At 68.7% G+C, this 15,119-nt stretch carries 15 protein-coding genes; 7 read left to right on the forward strand and 8 right to left on the reverse strand.

Features of this window, described 5'->3' with window-relative positions; all coding sequences use genetic code 11:
- The first annotated feature begins 46 nt into the window (after positions 1 to 46).
- Positions 47 to 1,228 carry a M24 family metallopeptidase gene (locus BACI71_RS15140; protein WP_159759999.1) on the forward strand — a complete coding sequence of 394 codons (1,182 nt, stop codon included), beginning with the start codon at positions 47 to 49 and terminating at the stop codon, positions 1,226 to 1,228.
- A gap of 43 nt (positions 1,229 to 1,271) precedes the next feature.
- A complete protein-coding gene (locus BACI71_RS15145) occupies positions 1,272 to 2,465 on the forward strand; it encodes a multidrug effflux MFS transporter (RefSeq protein ID WP_159761255.1) in 1,194 nt (397 codons plus the stop codon).
- On the opposite strand, the gene BACI71_RS15150 is transcribed toward BACI71_RS15145, so the two are convergent.
- The 4 genes from BACI71_RS15150 to BACI71_RS15165 form a co-directional block, all read right to left on the reverse strand.
- Positions 2,420 to 3,736, reverse strand: coding sequence for a PepSY-associated TM helix domain-containing protein (locus BACI71_RS15150; RefSeq protein WP_159760001.1), 1,317 nt, complete (start codon positions 3,734 to 3,736; stop codon positions 2,420 to 2,422). The genes BACI71_RS15145 and BACI71_RS15150 overlap by 46 nt on opposite strands.
- Positions 3,737 to 3,783: 47 nt before the next feature.
- Positions 3,784 to 4,167, reverse strand: coding sequence for a DUF2946 family protein (locus BACI71_RS15155; protein WP_159760003.1), 384 nt, complete (start codon positions 4,165 to 4,167; stop codon positions 3,784 to 3,786).
- Between the two features lie 121 nt (positions 4,168 to 4,288).
- On the reverse strand, positions 4,289 to 4,759 hold the full coding sequence (locus tag BACI71_RS15160) for an OsmC family protein (RefSeq protein ID WP_159760005.1): 471 nt from the start codon (positions 4,757 to 4,759) through the stop codon (positions 4,289 to 4,291).
- Positions 4,756 to 6,693 (reverse strand): OPT family oligopeptide transporter, encoded by a 1,938-nt coding sequence (locus BACI71_RS15165; RefSeq protein ID WP_159760007.1) that lies wholly within the window; start codon positions 6,691 to 6,693, stop codon positions 4,756 to 4,758. The genes BACI71_RS15160 and BACI71_RS15165 overlap by 4 nt, the downstream gene beginning before the upstream one ends.
- Positions 6,694 to 6,862: 169 nt before the next feature.
- Here BACI71_RS15165 and BACI71_RS15170 point away from each other — a divergent pair, with 169 nt between their 5' ends.
- Positions 6,863 to 7,399 carry an FMN-binding negative transcriptional regulator gene (locus BACI71_RS15170; protein WP_201297391.1) on the forward strand — a complete coding sequence of 179 codons (537 nt, stop codon included), beginning with the start codon at positions 6,863 to 6,865 and terminating at the stop codon, positions 7,397 to 7,399.
- A gap of 4 nt (positions 7,400 to 7,403) precedes the next feature.
- Here the strand turns inward: BACI71_RS15170 and BACI71_RS15175 are convergent, their stop codons facing one another.
- Complete coding sequence (locus tag BACI71_RS15175) at positions 7,404 to 8,192, reverse strand: DUF6454 family protein (RefSeq protein ID WP_159760009.1); 789 nt, start codon at positions 8,190 to 8,192, stop codon at positions 7,404 to 7,406.
- Between the two features lie 112 nt (positions 8,193 to 8,304).
- Between BACI71_RS15175 and BACI71_RS15180 the strand changes: the two genes are divergently transcribed.
- The 3 genes from BACI71_RS15180 to BACI71_RS15190 all read left to right on the forward strand — a co-directional run bounded on the left by BACI71_RS15180 (position 8,305) and on the right by BACI71_RS15190 (position 11,745).
- The gene (locus BACI71_RS15180; protein WP_159760011.1) at positions 8,305 to 8,787 is read left to right on the forward strand and encodes a GNAT family N-acetyltransferase; all 483 of its coding nucleotides are present in this window, start codon (positions 8,305 to 8,307) and stop codon (positions 8,785 to 8,787) included.
- A gap of 342 nt (positions 8,788 to 9,129) precedes the next feature.
- Positions 9,130 to 10,416 (forward strand): homoserine dehydrogenase, encoded by a 1,287-nt coding sequence (locus BACI71_RS15185; protein WP_159760013.1) that lies wholly within the window; start codon positions 9,130 to 9,132, stop codon positions 10,414 to 10,416.
- 105 nt (positions 10,417 to 10,521) lie between these two features.
- Positions 10,522 to 11,745 carry a threonine synthase gene (locus tag BACI71_RS15190; protein WP_159761257.1) on the forward strand — a complete coding sequence of 408 codons (1,224 nt, stop codon included), beginning with the start codon at positions 10,522 to 10,524 and terminating at the stop codon, positions 11,743 to 11,745.
- A 14-nt stretch (positions 11,746 to 11,759) separates the two neighbouring features.
- On the opposite strand, the gene BACI71_RS15195 is transcribed toward BACI71_RS15190, so the two are convergent.
- The 3 genes from BACI71_RS15195 to murA all read right to left on the reverse strand — a co-directional run bounded on the left by BACI71_RS15195 (position 11,760) and on the right by murA (position 14,251).
- Entirely contained in the window at positions 11,760 to 12,473 is a 714-nt protein-coding gene (locus BACI71_RS15195) for an O-methyltransferase (RefSeq protein ID WP_159760015.1), read from the reverse strand.
- Positions 12,474 to 12,619: 146 nt separating this feature from the next.
- On the reverse strand, positions 12,620 to 12,817 hold the full coding sequence (locus tag BACI71_RS15200; RefSeq protein ID WP_236553003.1) for a hypothetical protein: 198 nt from the start codon (positions 12,815 to 12,817) through the stop codon (positions 12,620 to 12,622).
- A 150-nt stretch (positions 12,818 to 12,967) separates the two neighbouring features.
- The gene (gene murA / locus BACI71_RS15205) at positions 12,968 to 14,251 is read right to left on the reverse strand and encodes a UDP-N-acetylglucosamine 1-carboxyvinyltransferase (protein ID WP_159760019.1); all 1,284 of its coding nucleotides are present in this window, start codon (positions 14,249 to 14,251) and stop codon (positions 12,968 to 12,970) included.
- Positions 14,252 to 14,378: 127 nt separating this feature from the next.
- On the opposite strand from murA, the gene BACI71_RS15210 reads away from it, so the two are divergent.
- Complete coding sequence (locus BACI71_RS15210) at positions 14,379 to 15,119, forward strand: Crp/Fnr family transcriptional regulator (protein ID WP_159760021.1); 741 nt, start codon at positions 14,379 to 14,381, stop codon at positions 15,117 to 15,119.

Genomic DNA, 15,119 nt, shown 5'->3' on the forward strand with positions numbered 1-15,119 from the left:
AAGAGCCGCGCTGGCGGCGGCATGACCCATTTTGACGGAGCGTGGCATGACGATCGGCGGATCCAGCGCGGCGGCGGAGCTCGCGGCGATCACTCCCTGGGCAGATCGGGCGGCACCGATCGACGGTGCCGAGCGCAATGCGCGGCTGGAGCGGGCGCAAGCGCTGACTGCCAGGCTGGGAGCCGATGCGCTGCTGGTGCAGGCCGGCCCGTCGCTCCATTATTTCACCGGCGTGGCGTGGCAGCCGACCGAGCGGCTGGTCGCGCTGCTGCTGCCCGTCACCGGCACGCCGCGGCTGATCTGCCCGGCGTTCGAGCGCGGTTCGCTGGAGGCGGAACTCGCCATCAGCGCCGATCTGGCGCTGTGGGAAGAGGATGAAGACCCGGTCGCGCTGGTCGCCGACGCGCTCCCCGCCGGGGCGACGCTCGCGCTCGATCCGATGCTGTTCTACAGCTGGGTACGCCGGCTTGACGGTGCGGGGCTGACGACCGTGGACGGCGCGCCCGCGATCGACGGTTGCCGGATGCTCAAGTCGCCGGCCGAGATCGCACTGATGAAGCAGGCGATGCAGATGACGCTGGCGGTGCATGCCGCCGCCGCGCGCATTCTGCGCCCCGGTATCCGCGAGAGCGAGGTCATCCGCTTCATCGACGACGCGCATCGTGCGATCGGCGGCGGCCCGTCGTACTTCTGCGCGGTGCAATTCGGCGAAGCGACCGCCTATCCGCACGGCCTGCCCGGCGACCGCGCGCTGGCGGAGGGCGATCTGGTGCTGGTCGACACCGGCTGCCGCGTTCACGGCTATCATTCCGACATCACGCGCACCTACGCTTTCGGCCCGGTCGCCGATGAGGTGCGCGCGATCTGGGACATCGAGCATGCCGCGCAGGCCGCCGCCTTCGCCGCGGTCGCACCGGGCGTACCGTGCGAGGCCGTCGACGCCGCCGCACGCGCAGTGCTGGTGCGCGAGGGGCTGGGCCCCGATTATCGCCTGCCCGGCCTGCCGCACCGCACCGGCCATGGGATCGGGCTGTCGATCCACGAGCCGGCCTATCTGGTGCGCGGCGACAGGACCCCGCTCGCGCCGGGCATGTGTTTCTCCAACGAGCCGATGATCGTCGTGCCCGGACGGTTCGGCATCCGGCTGGAGGATCATTTCTACGTCACGGACGCTGGAGCGGCGTGGTTTACCGAGCCACAACCGAGTATTGACCGCCCATTCGATTGAAAAACGGACTGAATTCATGAAGCCCCACGCCGCGCCTCCGGGCATGCACGCGACCGAGTTCGTCATTTTCGTGGCAGCGGTCATGGCGGTCAACGCGCTGGGGGTCGACCTGATGCTCCCGGCGCTCGCGGATATCGGGCGCGATCTGGCGATCGATCAGGCCAACCACCGGCAATGGGTGGTGACCGCCTACGTGCTGGGGTTCGGCGTCGGCCAGTTGCTCTATGGCCCGCTCGCCGATCGCTACGGACGCAAGCCGGTGCTGATCGCGACGCTGATCGGGTTCGTCGGCGCGAGCGTCTTCGCCGCCGCGTCAGTGACGTTTACGGCGCTACTCGGCGCGCGGGTGTTGCAGGGGCTGATGTCCGCCTCGACGCGTGTGATCGCGGTCGCGGTGGTGCGCGACAATGCCTCGGGCCGAGCGATGGCGCGCACCATGTCGGTGGCGCAGATGATCTTCTTCCTCGTCCCGATCCTCGCGCCGACGATCGGGCAGGGGCTGCTGGTGATCGGGCCGTGGCGGTTCGTCTTCTACGCGCTCGGCGGGTTTGCGGGGCTGGTGCTGGTCTGGACGCTGACACGGCTGCCCGAGACGCTGCCGGTCGAGCGGCGCACCTTGATCTCGCTTGCCAATCTTTCCAGCAGCTACCGGCTGACGCTCACCAACCGCTATTCGCTTGGCTATGCGCTTGCCGCCTCGCTGACGTTCGGCGGGATCATCGCGTTCGTCTCCTCGGCGCAGCAGGTATTCGTCGACGAGTTCGGCGCGGGCGACCGCTTCACCGTGTTGTTCGCGATCTGCGCCGGGGCGATGGGAGTGGCGTCGTTCATGAACAGCCGGCTGGTCGAGCGGCTCGGTACGCGGCTGATCTCGCAGACCGCGGTGCTGGCGCTGATCGTGCTCTCCGTGCTGCACCTCTCGGTGGTGTGGATGGGATGGGAGACGCTCGCCAGCTACATGGTCTTCCAGTCGCTCAGCATGACCTGCATCGGCCTGTGCGGGTCGAACTTCGGTGCGATGGCGATGGAGCCGGTCGGGCGGATCGCGGGCACCGCCTCGTCGGTACAGGGCTTCATCACCAGCGTCGGCGCGGTGCTGGTCGGATCGGCGATCGGCCAATCCTATGCCGGCACCACGCTGCCGCTGACGCTCGGCTATCTCGCGATCGGCGTCGCGGCGTTCGTGATCGTCTATGTCGTGGAGGAGGGCCAGCTCTTCCGCGCCCGGCTCGCCTGAGCCGCGGCCAGCGTGGACTTGATCCGGCCATAGCCGAGCGCAACGAGCATCGTCAGCCCGGTCAGCGGGAAGAGCAATCCCGCCACGCCCATGATCGCGAGCAATCCGGCGCCGGTGCGTGCATCGGGGAGCGTCGTCCGCCCGCGCGGCCCACGCTTCCACCACATCACTGGCGCGGTGATCGTCAGCAGCGCGAGCGCGGCGCAGGCGAACAGCATGATCAGCCGGTTCGCCTCGCCATATTCCTTGCCCTGGTGGACGGCCGCGCTCCACTCGATCACCTGACCGGGGCGGCCGAAGTCCCTGAACCCGGCGTCCTGCAACACCCGCCCGGTGCCGGCATCGACATAAACGACATGCGCCGCCTCCGACGGCCCGAGCGACGCGCTCACCAGATACGGCGCGCCCGGACCTTCCGGCCAGGTCAGTGTCCAGTCGGGCGCCATGCCACGCGCCTGCGCCGCCGCCAGCGCGCGGTCGGCGGAAATGCGCGGGCCGTCGTGCCCCATCGGCATCGCATGTTGCTGAAGCGACCACGGCAGGTCGTGCCCGGCGTGTCCCTCGCCACCCGGCGCAGCAGGGCGGCCCCAGCCGGCGCCGGCGACCCCCGCCTGGACGTTCTTTCCCCACACCGCGCTCCACGGCATCCCGCTGATGGCGAGAAACAGGATCAGCCCGCCCGCGAACAGCCCGGTCACGGCATGGAGGTCGCGCCAGAACAGCCGCCCGCTGGTGCGCCCGCGCACCGTCACCGTCCGCCCGCGTCCCCACCACAGATACAGCCCGCTGACCACGAGGATGATCGACCAGCCGGCGGCCATTTCGATCAGCCAGTTGCCGACCCAGCCGGTGATCGCGAGGCTGTGGAGATGCTTGACGGTCTGCATGACGCCGCCGGGGTTGGTGGTGCCGAAGACACGCGCGTCATGTGGATCGACGAACGCCATCCGCTGCGTACCGTCGGCGCGCCGCACCGTGACGCGCCAGCTCTCGTCGAGCGTGGCGGGCTTCTGCACCTGCGTCACTACGCCGCCGACCGACGCACCGACCCGCGTCGCCAGCGTGTCGAGCGGCAGTGTCGGGCGACCAGGTTCGATGTGGATCCAGTCGGCATAGACCTGCCGCTCGATCTCGGGCTTGTAGAGATACAGCGCGCCGGTCACCGCCAGCCACAGCAGGAACGGGAGCACCAGCAGGCCGGCGAAAAAGTGCCAGCGCCACACCGCGCGCTGGAGTTCGGCCGCGATCGCGGCCGGACGGGAAAGGGTCATGACGATTCCTCGGGTTCGGCGCGCACGGAACGCGCCGCGACAGCAGGTCAGCGGGTCGGGAGGATCGTCGGTGGGGCGCGGAGTGGTGGACGCCAGCGGAGCGCGCTGCGTGGCGCGGGCTGTGTGTCGGGAGGGAGAAGACGCCGAGACACCGCCGCCAGCGGCAGGACCAGCAGCAGCACCATCGCGAGCAAGGTCGCGGGCGCGGCGACCGCTGCAAAGGCGCACGGTCGCTCGAAGCCGTCGTGCGCGGGCGCGTCATGCCCGTGATGATGCGCGGTGCCCGCCATCGCCATGCCGGGGCAGGCGACGATTGCGACCTGCCCGTGCGCGACCTGCGGCATGAACCCGGCCGGCACCAGCAGCCGCACCAGCAACGCCAGCGCGGCCACGATCGCGAACAGCGATGATCGTGTACGGACGCCGCTCACCACGGGCTCCCCGTCATTGCGAGCGCAGCGGGGCATCCGGACCGGATCAGGACGCCCTGGATTGCCTCGCTGCGCTCGCAATGACGATTGACTGCCATCCCCGCATCTTACCGGGAGATGGTTAACCAGAACATACCGCGGTGACCGCAATCACGGCCGCATGGCGCACGGGGAAGGCGACCGACCGCGCAATAAAGCAGCGCCGCTGCGCCTCCGCATGGAGCACCTCGGCAAGCGCGGCGTCGTCCCCGGCGGCGATCGTGACGTGCGGGCGCAGCGTCGCCTCGGAGACCTGCCCGTTGCCGTCCTTGTCCAGCGTCAGAACCGCGTCCGCCTCGTCGCGATAGTCGGTGACGACGATCCCGGCATCGGCGCACAGATGCAGATACCATAATTGATGACACGCGCTGATCGCGCCGAGCAGCAGCTCCTCCGGGTTCCAGCGCGCGGCATCGCCGCGGAAGCGCGGATCGGACGAGCCGGGGATCACCGGCTTCCCCTCGGCGGCAATCTCATGATCGCGCGCATAACTGGTATAGCCGGCAGTGCCGACGCCGCGGTTGCCGGTCCAGTGCAGCCGGATGCGCGTCATGCCGCGTGCAGTCGGCGCGTGCGGCGATACAGCCACCACGCGACCAGCGCGAACAGCAACGTCCCCGCGATCAGCGCCGGCCCCTCGAACCCGTCGACCAGCGCCAGCGGCGTCTCGGTGCCGGTCTCGTAGACGATCCCCGCGAAGACGACGTTCCACAGGCTCTCGCCGACGATCATGCCCGTCGCAGTCAGCACCCCCAGCCGCTTCGCCGCCTCGGCATCGGGCAGCGCATCGGCGCGCTTGTCATAGAGATGGCCGATCACCGCACCGACCACCACGGTCAGCGTCGCGCTCATCGGCAGGTAGATGCCGAGCCCCACACCCAGCGGCGGCAGGCGCAGCCGCCCGGCGCGCCCCAGCGCCTCGTCGAGCACGACCGCCGCAGCTCCGGCAAGCGCGCCCCAGCCGATCATCGTCCAGTTGAGATTGCCGCCCAGCACGCCCTGCGCCAGCGCGGAGATCAGCGCCGCCTGTGGCGCGGCAAGCGCGTTCGGTCCCGCGCCCGGCATCCCCGCAAACCCGAACGACGTGTAGAGCAATTGCATCACCGGCGGCACCACCACCGACCCGAAGCACACGCCGATCACCAGCGCGACCTGCTGCTTCCACGGCGTCGCGCCGACCAACTGCCCGGTCTTCAGATCCTGCAGATTGTCGTTCGAGATCGTCGCCACGCCGAACACGATCCCGGTCACGATCAGCGCATAGGCGACCAGCGCCTGCGTCTGCGCAACCTCGCCGCCGCGTCCGAACAGCCCGACCAGCAAGGTCGCGGCGGCGATCACCGACAGGATGCCGATCCCCGACACCGGCGAGTTCGACGCGCCGATCAGCCCGGCCATATAGCCGCACACCGCCGCGATCACGAGCCCGATCACCGCCACGAACAGCAGGCTGCTCGCCACCAGCGCCCATTCATACCCGGCGAGCGGCCCGCCGCTCACCACCGAATGGAGCAGCACCGCGATCGGCACGAGCGTCGCAAGGCTCACCGCCGCGACGACGCCAATCGGCAGGTCGCGTTCCTCGATCGCGACGCTGTCGCCGCGCGTGGCGGTCAGCGAGGCGCGCAGCCCGCCGATCACCGGCCGCGCGATCCGCAGCAGCGTCCAGATCGCCGCCACGCCGATCACGCCCGCGCCGAAGAAGCGCACGTCGCTGCGGAACACGCTATTCGCCCAGGCCGCGACATCGCCGGCCTGCGGCGCGGCGGCGGTCAGGATCGGCAGCACCACCCACCAGCCGACCACGACGCCGAGCAGGATCGCGAGCCCCGCCGACAATCCGATCAGATGCCCCGCACCCAGCAACGCGAACGACAGTCCGGCACTCACCCCCGTCGCGCCTGCACCGACGCGGAAGAATTGCGCAGCCTCGCCCGCGATCAGCCGCGTCTGCGTCAGGATCGAAAAGGCCGCGGCGGCCAGCGTGCTTGCCACGATCGCTGACAGTCCCTTGGCGCTCTCCGCCCCGCCGTGGCGGCTCTCCTCGCCGACCTTGAGCACTTCGGCGGCGGCGCGGCCTTCGGGGAAGGGCAGCACGGTGTCGACCACCAGTGCCCGGCGCAGCGGCACCGAGAACATCACGCCGAGAATGCCACCGGTCGCGGTGATCGTCGCCGTGGTGACGAACGGGAAACCCTGCCACCAGCCGATCATCACCAAGCCGGGCAGCACGAAGATAATCGCCGCCAGCGTCCCCGCCGCCGAGGCGACGGTCTGGACGATGTTGTTCTCGAGGATCGTCGAATCGCGGAACGCGCGCAGCACCGCCATCGAGATCACCGCGGCGGGGATCGAGGTGGCGAAGGTCAGCCCGATCTTGAGCCCGAGATAGACGTTGGCGGCGGTGAACAGCAGGGTGATGATGCCACCGAGCAGCACGCCGCGCAGCGTGAGTTCGACGGGGGACCGAAGAGAAGCGGAAGTCATGCCGGCTTCGTGCCACAAGTCCGCCGCCCGCGACAGGGCGGGCTCACCCATGATGGTCAACCCGGATGCGCCACCGTAGAAGCCATTCGATGTACCGGCCGCCTGCCTTTCGCGAAGATCGTCCGGATGTGCTCCGTGCGCGATACGGGCGCATCCGCTTGCGACGCTCGTGACAGCAGGCAACTGTGGCATCGTCGCGAACGTGGTTCCTTTCAGCCTTGCGGTCTCGGCACAGGGCGACGTGCTCAGAGCGCATCTCGCTCGGGCGAACGAGCAGGTGGCCGACCTTCGCGGGGGCGCAGCGGCGCTCGTCCTCTTTCGGGGACCGCATGCCTATGTCAGCCCCTCATGGTATGCGAGCAAGCGCGTGCACGGGAAGGTCGTGCCCACGTGGAATTACGTCGTCGTGCAGGCGCGCGGCACGACGCGCGTGATCGACGATCCGGCCTGGTTGCTGGAGCAGATCGCCGCCCTGACGACCGCGGCGGAGAGCGATCGGCCCGAACCATGGACGGTCGCTGATGCCCCGGACGACTTTGTTCGGGCGCAGCTTGAAGGAATCGTCGGGGTGGAGATCGCCGTCGATCGACTCGAAGGGAAATGGAAGGTCAGCCAGAACCGTAGTCGCGAGGATCGCGTCGGCGTGGCCGATGGACTACGCGCCGCCGGCCACCATGAAGCAGCCGGCCTGATCCCGCTCGATTGAGCCGCTACGCCGAAGCGCCATCCCTCAGCCGGAACCGGTACATCCGACCCGGCCCGTCCTCCGGCGCGAAATACAGATCGCGTCCCTCGATCGCCATCCCCTCGGCGGTATAGGCCCCGGCATCGATCGAGCGGCGCAGCGTCAGCTTCGGCCAGTCGAGCCAGTCGACCGTCCCGCTCCACCACGACCGCGGGCCACCCCCGACCAATTGGCCACCGGCGAACTTGATGTCCTGATAGCGGGTTGCCGACGGATTGGGGACGACCCGCATCCGCGTCGGCGCATCCCGGTCGATCACGTACAGCAACCGGCTGTTCCAATTGCCCGCGACCAGCCAGCGCCCCTGCGCAGCGACGCAGCCGAGATGATCGGCAACCCGGATGCGGCGCCGCACCTGCAGCGTCTCGGTATCCAGCTCGATCAGCACCGCCGAGCTGTTCGCGCGCAGTTCCGCTACCGGCACCCACAAGGAATGGCCATCGACCGAGATGCCGCCGGGATGATAGCGCGCGCCGTCGGTCAGCTCGACCCGCCGCACGAACCGCCCGGTGACGCGGTCGAACAGGTGCAGGAAGCCGCGTCGCGAAAAGCGATCGACCGAAGTCACCCACACGCGCCGTCCTTGCAGCGCCAGCCCCTGAACGTGGAAGACGTCGCCGTCCAGCGCCGTGGCACCGCGGAAGCGCGCGCCCTCCACCTCGTCCTCGGCGGTCTGCGGCGCGGCGGCGACCGACAGGCTCGACAGCAGCAACAGCGCCGCGGTGGTCCCCGATCGTATCCATCGACGGTTCATGGCCGGACTCCGCAACCTTTGCCGCTACGCCCATGCCCGCCCTTCGTGTCAGCGTCGCGCAAGTCGCGTTGCGGTTTGATGAGCGCCGCGTGTCGGCTTAAAGACGTCGCCGATGATGATCCGTTCTGCCTCCCCCGATGATGCGGCGGCGATCGCCGCGCTGATCCTTCCCGAGATCGCGGCGGGCGATACTTATGCTTTGTCACGCGACATGAAGGCGGCCGCCGCGATTGCGCATTGGTGTGGTGCGGATCGCGAAACCTTTGTTCTCGAAGCGGAAGGTCATTTGCTCGACAGCTATTATCTGCGTGCGAACCAGGCCGGCGGCGGCGATCACGTCGCCAATGCCGGCTATATGGTCGACCCGCCTGCGCGCGGGCGCGGCGTGGCGCGCGTGATGGCGCCCGACTCGTTCGATCGAGCACGCGCCGCCGGCTTCACCGCGATGCAGTTCAATTTCGTGGTGTCGAGCAACATGCGCGCGGTGACGCTTTGGCAGGCGCTCGGCTTCGCGATCGTCGGGCAGCTGGCGGGCGCGCTTCGCCATCCCGCGCTGGGTCCGGTCGACGCGCTGGTGATGTTTCGATCGCTGTAGCGCGAATCGCCTAGGGGAACGGCCCGCCGACCGTTCCCCGCTCCGCTGCCGGTTCGACCGGCGCATCCTGTCCTGTTTTTCCTGTTCGTTCCGCGCTCTTCGGTGCGGCGAGTCGCTGCCTAGCGGACGACGGGGCCAAAAAAAAGCCGGGCAAAGCCCGGCCGTAAAAGTTTTTAGGAGAGGATGCCTGAAAGGCACACCTTTTTTGCGCCGCAGCACGTCAGGACGCAAGTGCAATAATTCCCACTTCGATTGCAGGAATTGCAACCCGGTCGATTTCATCGCGCTCGACAGCATCTGTCGCACCGCCTAGCAGCGCCGGCTAAGGATACGGAGGCGAACATGACGCAGGCGTTGCGGGTGGCATTGGCGGGGCTGGGGACGGTCGGAGGCGGGGTGATCCGCGTGCTCGACGAGAACCGCGAGCTGATTACCCGCCGTGCCGGTCGCCCGATCGAGGTCGTCGCCGTGTCGGCGCGCGACCGGTCGAAGAACCGCGGCGTCGACCTGTCGCGCTTCGCATGGGTCGACGACACCGCGTCGCTGGCCGAGGCGGAGGCCGATGTCGTGGTCGAGCTGATCGGCGGCTCGGACGGGCCGGCGCTGGCGCTCGCCCGCCGCACGCTGGCGGCGGGCAAGGGGTTCGTCACCGCCAACAAGGCGATGCTCGCGCATCACGGGCTGGAGCTGGCGCGCGTCGCGGAGGGCGCGGGCGTGCCGCTGAAATTCGAGGCCGCGGTGGCGGGCGGTATACCGGTCATCAAGGGGCTGCGCGAGGGCGCGGCGGCGAATGCGATCGCGCGCGTCTATGGCATCCTCAACGGCACCTGCAATTTCATCGTTTCGAAGATGGAGGCGGAGGGACGCGATTTTGCCGAGGTGCTCGCCGAGGCGCAGGCGCTCGGGTTTGCCGAGGCCGACCCGTCGTTCGACATCGATGGCGTCGATGCTGCGCATAAATTGTCGATCCTCGCCAGCCTCGCCTTCGGCACCGCGCCGGCGTTCGGCGACGTGGCGATCAGCGGCATTCGTCATTTGCTCGCCGCCGATATCGCCGAGGCAGCGGCGCTGGGGTATCGCGTGCGGCTGGTCGGGGTCGCGGAGGCGGATGGCGAGAAATTGTTCCAGCGTGTTCATGCGCATCTCGTCCCCAACGACCATCCGCTCGCGCATGTCACCGGCGCGACCAATGCGGTGGTCGCCGAGGGCAATTTCGTTGGCCGGTTGCTGTTCCAGGGCGCGGGCGCCGGCGAGGGGCCGACCGCGAGCGCGGTGGTCGCCGACCTGATCGACATCGCGCGCGGCGAGTCCGGCCCGCCGTTCGCGATGCCCGCCGACGCGCTGGCGACGGCCGCGGCGGCGGACAGCGGCGAGCGACGCGGGCGCGCCTATCTGCGCTTCGCCGTGGCGGATCGCGTCGGCGTGCTCGCCGAGATCGCGGCGGCGATGCGCGACGCGGGCGTGTCGATCGAGAGCCTGATCCAGCGCGGTGCGCACGCCGATGGCAGCGTGCTGGTTGCGATCGTCACCCATGACGGCCCGGAACGCTGCGTCGCCGCCGCGCTGGAGCGGCTGCGCGGGTCGCAGAGCCTGACCGGCGAGCCACTGTGGATGCATATATTGGGATGAGGTCATTCCCGTCATTCCCGCTCCGCGGAAATGACGAAGGTGGCGGGTTTTACGATCGACTGGCCGGGGATGACGCTTCTTCGCCCGGTCGTTAAACCCGGCGGCATGAACGAAAACCTCACCGCCGACCGCGCGACGTTCGTCACGCATCTCGAATGCTCGCTGACCGGCGAGCGCTACGAGGCGGATCAGCTCCACAACCTCTCCCGCGCCGGACGGCCGCTGCTCGTGCGCTACGACCTCGACGCGGTGCGCGATGCGCTCCGGCGCGACACGCTCGCCGCGCGCGCGACCGATCTGTGGCGGTGGCGAGAGTTGCTGCCCGTGCGCGAGACGCGCAACATCGTCAGCCTCGGCGAGATCGAGACGCCGCTGATCCCGATCCCCGCCAGCGCCGGCCCCAACGTCTGGGTCAAGGATGAGGGCCGCTTGCCGACCGGCAGCTTCAAGGCACGCGGGCTGGTGATGGCCGTCGCGATGGCGAAGGAACTCGGCGTCACGCGAATAGCGATGCCGACCAACGGCAATGCCGGCGCCGCGCTCGCCGCCTATGCCACGCGCGTCGGGATCGAGACGATCGTCTTCTGCCCCGAGGATACGCCGGAGGTGAACGTCCGCGAGATCGCCGCGCAGGGGGCAAAGGTGTGGCGCGTCAACGGGTTGATCGACGATTGCGGCGCGATTGTTGGCAAAGGTGCCGCAGAGGGGCGATGGTTCGACTTTTCGACCCTGAAGGAGCCATACCGGATCGAAGGCAAGAAGACGATGGGGCTGGAACTGGCCGCGCAGCTCGGCTGGCGGCTGCCCAAAGCGATCTTCTATCCGACGGGGGGCGGCACCGGGTTGATCGGGATGTGGAAGGCGTTCGACGAGCTGGAGAAGCTGGGCTGGATCGGGGCGGAACGGCCGCGGATGTTTGCGGTACAGGCCGCGGGATGTGCCCCGATCGTGCGCGCGTTCGAGGCGGGCGAGGAACATGCCGAGCGCTGGGAGGACGCGCACACCGTCGCGGCGGGCATCCGCGTGCCGCGCGCGGTCGGCGACTTCCTGATCCTGCGCGCGGTGCGCGAGAGCGGCGGCAAGGCGCTGGCGGTTGGCGATCCCGCGATCCTCAGGGCGGTCGACGATGCCGCGCGTCGCGACGGGCTGTTGCTGTGCCCCGAAGGCGGCGCGACGCTGGCGGCGTACCGGCAGGCGCTGCGCGATGGCGAGGTCGACGAGGACGAGGAGGTGGTGCTGTTCAACTGCGCGACCGGGCTCAAATACCCGCTGCCCGCCGCCGAGCAGCGGCTCGACCGGCATGGAGCGATCGACTTCGACAGACTGTAGATCGGCAGCATCGCTCAGCCGCCGGCCGAGCGGCAGACGTGGATTGCCACATCGTGTAAAAAGGTCTGGCCAAGCGCCTGTGTCGCGATGCTCGCCACGCGATAGCCGTTCGCGATGTCGGCCAGATAGTCGAGATACGCGGCGGCACGATCACCGTCGCCACCATCGGCGTCCGCCCGGTCGCTGACCACCACGCCGCCCTTCCGCAGCGACGGCTCCAGTAAGCGGAGCACGTCGAGGTAGAGATCCTTCGCCGCATCCAGGAGAATCAAGTCGATCGGCTCACCGCCGTCCGGCATCAGTGTCTCGCGCGCATCTCCGACCCGGATTTCGACGAGATCGGCCAGACCGGCCTCCCGCAAATTGGCTTCGGCACGTGCTGCCTTCGCGGGGAACAGCTCGGTGCTGATGATCTGCCCGCCGCCGTTGTCGCGCAGAGCCGCGGCAAGGAAGAGCGTCGACACGCCAAATGACGTGCCGAACTCGATGATCCGGCGCGATCCGGTTGTGCGTGCCAGGACGTAGAGGAGATGGCCGAATTCCGGTGTGACCGGCATCCGCGCGTCCGTCATCGCCGCGTAGAAGCCTCTGTGACTCTCGTTCGCCATCCCGCCGGCCAAGGCCATGTCGCGAACGCGCGGATCCTGCTCGATCGTCTCCGTATAAAGGCGGTTGATGACGTTCTGGATCGCTGGCGGAAATTGCGGATGAAAGAGCGGCGCTGCCATGTCGTTCCTCAAGCCATTCGTGGCTGGCGATTACATCTCGTTCGCCGTCAGCCGGGGCCCTTCGCGACGACCGTTTCAGCCTGGATTTTCGGTGCTGTGCGAAGCCGCACCGACGGGTGGCGTCCCAACGCGCGCGCCATCGCGGCTCAATGCGGCGCGCAGGATCGCCGCAGTTCCATGCCCTTGAACGTCAGCACCAGATGGCCCAGTCGCTCACGGACCAGCCCCTGATCGAGCATGTGGCGAATGGCTGCCGGATCCTGCCCGCGCGAGATGATGAGCGACGCGCCGGCATTGCGCGCGGTCCACAGGATAGTTTCGAGCTGCGGCACGTTGCCGGTCATCACGTCCATCGTTTCCCACCTCTGGGCATGCGCGCGACTCGTGCCGGCGCAGGGCAAGACAGGACCTGTCGCGAGCCCGTTCGTCAACGCCCCACGACGACGATGACCGGAATTGGTTGATGAAACGTTAAGTGGGTCCGCCAAAGTGGGTCAGCCGCCACCGTCCCGCTCGATATCGGCGCCGACCGCCTGCAATTTTTCTTCCAGCCGCTCATAGCCGCGATCGAGGTGATAGACGCGCGAGACGGTGGTCTCGCCGTCCGCCACCAGCCCGGCGATGATCAGGCTCATCGACGCGCGCAGGTCGGTCGCCATCACCGGCGCGCCGACCAGCCGGTCGACCCCGGTCACCTCCGCGGTGCGCCCGCGCACGCTGATGTCCGCGCCCATCCGCGCCAGCTCGGGCACGTGCATGTAGCGATTCTCGAAGATCGTCTCGGTCAGCGTGCTGGTGCCCGGTGCCTTGCACAGCATCGCCATAAGCTGCGCCTGCATGTCGGTCGCGAAGCCGGGGTATGGCGCGGTCGACAGCGACAGCGGCTTCAGCTCCGCTTCGGACGTGACCATGATCGACCCGCGCCGCTCCTCGATCCCGACGCCCGCCTCGCGCAGCGCGTCGAGCGTTGCACCCATGTCGGCAGGGTTGACGTTGGTCAGCTCGACCGCGCCGCCGGTCACCGCGACCGCGCAGGCATAGCTGCCCGCCTCGATCCGGTCGGGCATCACCGCATAGGTGGCGCCGTGCAGCTCGTCGACGCCCTCGATCTCCAGCGTGCCGGTGCCGACGCCCTCGATCCGTGCGCCCATCGCGATCAGACAGCGGCACAGGTCGACGATCTCGGGCTCGCGCGCGGCATTCTCGATCCGGCTCGATCCCCTGGCGGTCACCGCCGCCATGATGACGTTCTCGGTCGCGCCGACCGAGACGACCGGGAAGCTGTAGCTGCCGCCCGAGAGCCGCCCGCCCGGCGCGGTTGCGGTGACGAAGCCCGCGCTCATCTCCAGCGTTGCGCCGATCGCTTCCAGCGCCTTCAGGTGCAGGTCGATCGGGCGATTGCCGATCGCGCACCCGCCCGGCAGCGAGACGCGCGCCTGCCCGGCGCGGGCGAGGATCGGCCCCAGCACCAGGATCGAGGCGCGCATCTTGCGCACGATGTCATAGGGTGCCTCGGTCGAGGTCAGTTGCCCGGCGCGGATCGTCATCACGCGGCCGAATTCGTCGGGCTTGCTGCCCTCGATCCGCGTCGAGGCGCCCAACTGGTTGAGCAGATGCCCGAAACCGTCGACGTCGGCGAGCCGCGGAAGGTTGCGCAGCGTCAGCGGCTCGTCGGTGAGCAACGCGCAGGGCATCAGGGTCAAAGCGGCGTTCTTGGCGCCGGAAATCGGAAGCTTGCCGGTCAGGCGGCGGCCGCCGCGGATGATGATACGGTCCATCGGCCACGCTCTATCGGACCCGTGGCGTCGCGCCAAGAGAACGAACGCTGTCGCCGGTTGATCGGTTTTAATGCGGCAGATGCCCACGCCCGCGTAACGATCCGAAGAACTTGAGGATCAACATTGCGTGCCAGCGCTTAGTTTCGCCGACCGGGTCGGCGATTTCCTATCTCTTTCCGCGATCGAGCGCGGCGTGTTGGCAGGGCTGGCCGAGCGGGAACGCCCGCTTCGCCGCGGCGCGACACTCGTGCGCCAGAACGAACGCGGCACCGATCTCTTCGCGCTGAAAAGCGGCATGATGATGGGCTATGTGTTGCTGGGCGACGGCGGTCGACAGATCCTGCGGCTGATCTTCCCCGGCGATCTCTTCGGCACGCAAGTGATGGTCTATGGTAAGGCACAACAAACACTTGTTGCCGCCGCCGACAGCGTGGTCGCACCGATCGACCGTGCCGCCCTGGCCGAGGCGACGCTGCGTCATCCGCGGCTTGCGCTGGCGCTGACCGCGCTGGAGCAGATCGAGAGCGCATCGCTGGCCGACCGGCTGGCGGCGGTCGCCAAGTTGCCGGCCCGCGCACGTGTGGCCGGGATGCTGCTGGAAATCCGCGCGCGGATGCGGCGCGGCGATCCGGCGGTCGAGAACAGCTTCGCGCCCGGACTGACGCAGGAGGAACTCGGCGACGCGATCGGGCTGACCGCCGTCCACGTCAACCGGATGCTGCGGCAGTTGGAAGACCAGGCCCTGATCGCGCGCACCGCGGGACGGGTGACGATCCTCGACGAGGCCGGGATGCGCCGTGCAGCCGGGCGCAACGATCGCGGCGACGGCGCCGATCTGTCGTGGCTGCCGGAGGTGCAGCCGGCGTAA

The sequence above is a fragment of the Sphingomonas sp. 8AM genome, assembly GCF_902506455.1.
Classification (GTDB): Bacteria; Pseudomonadota; Alphaproteobacteria; order Sphingomonadales; family Sphingomonadaceae; genus Sphingomonas.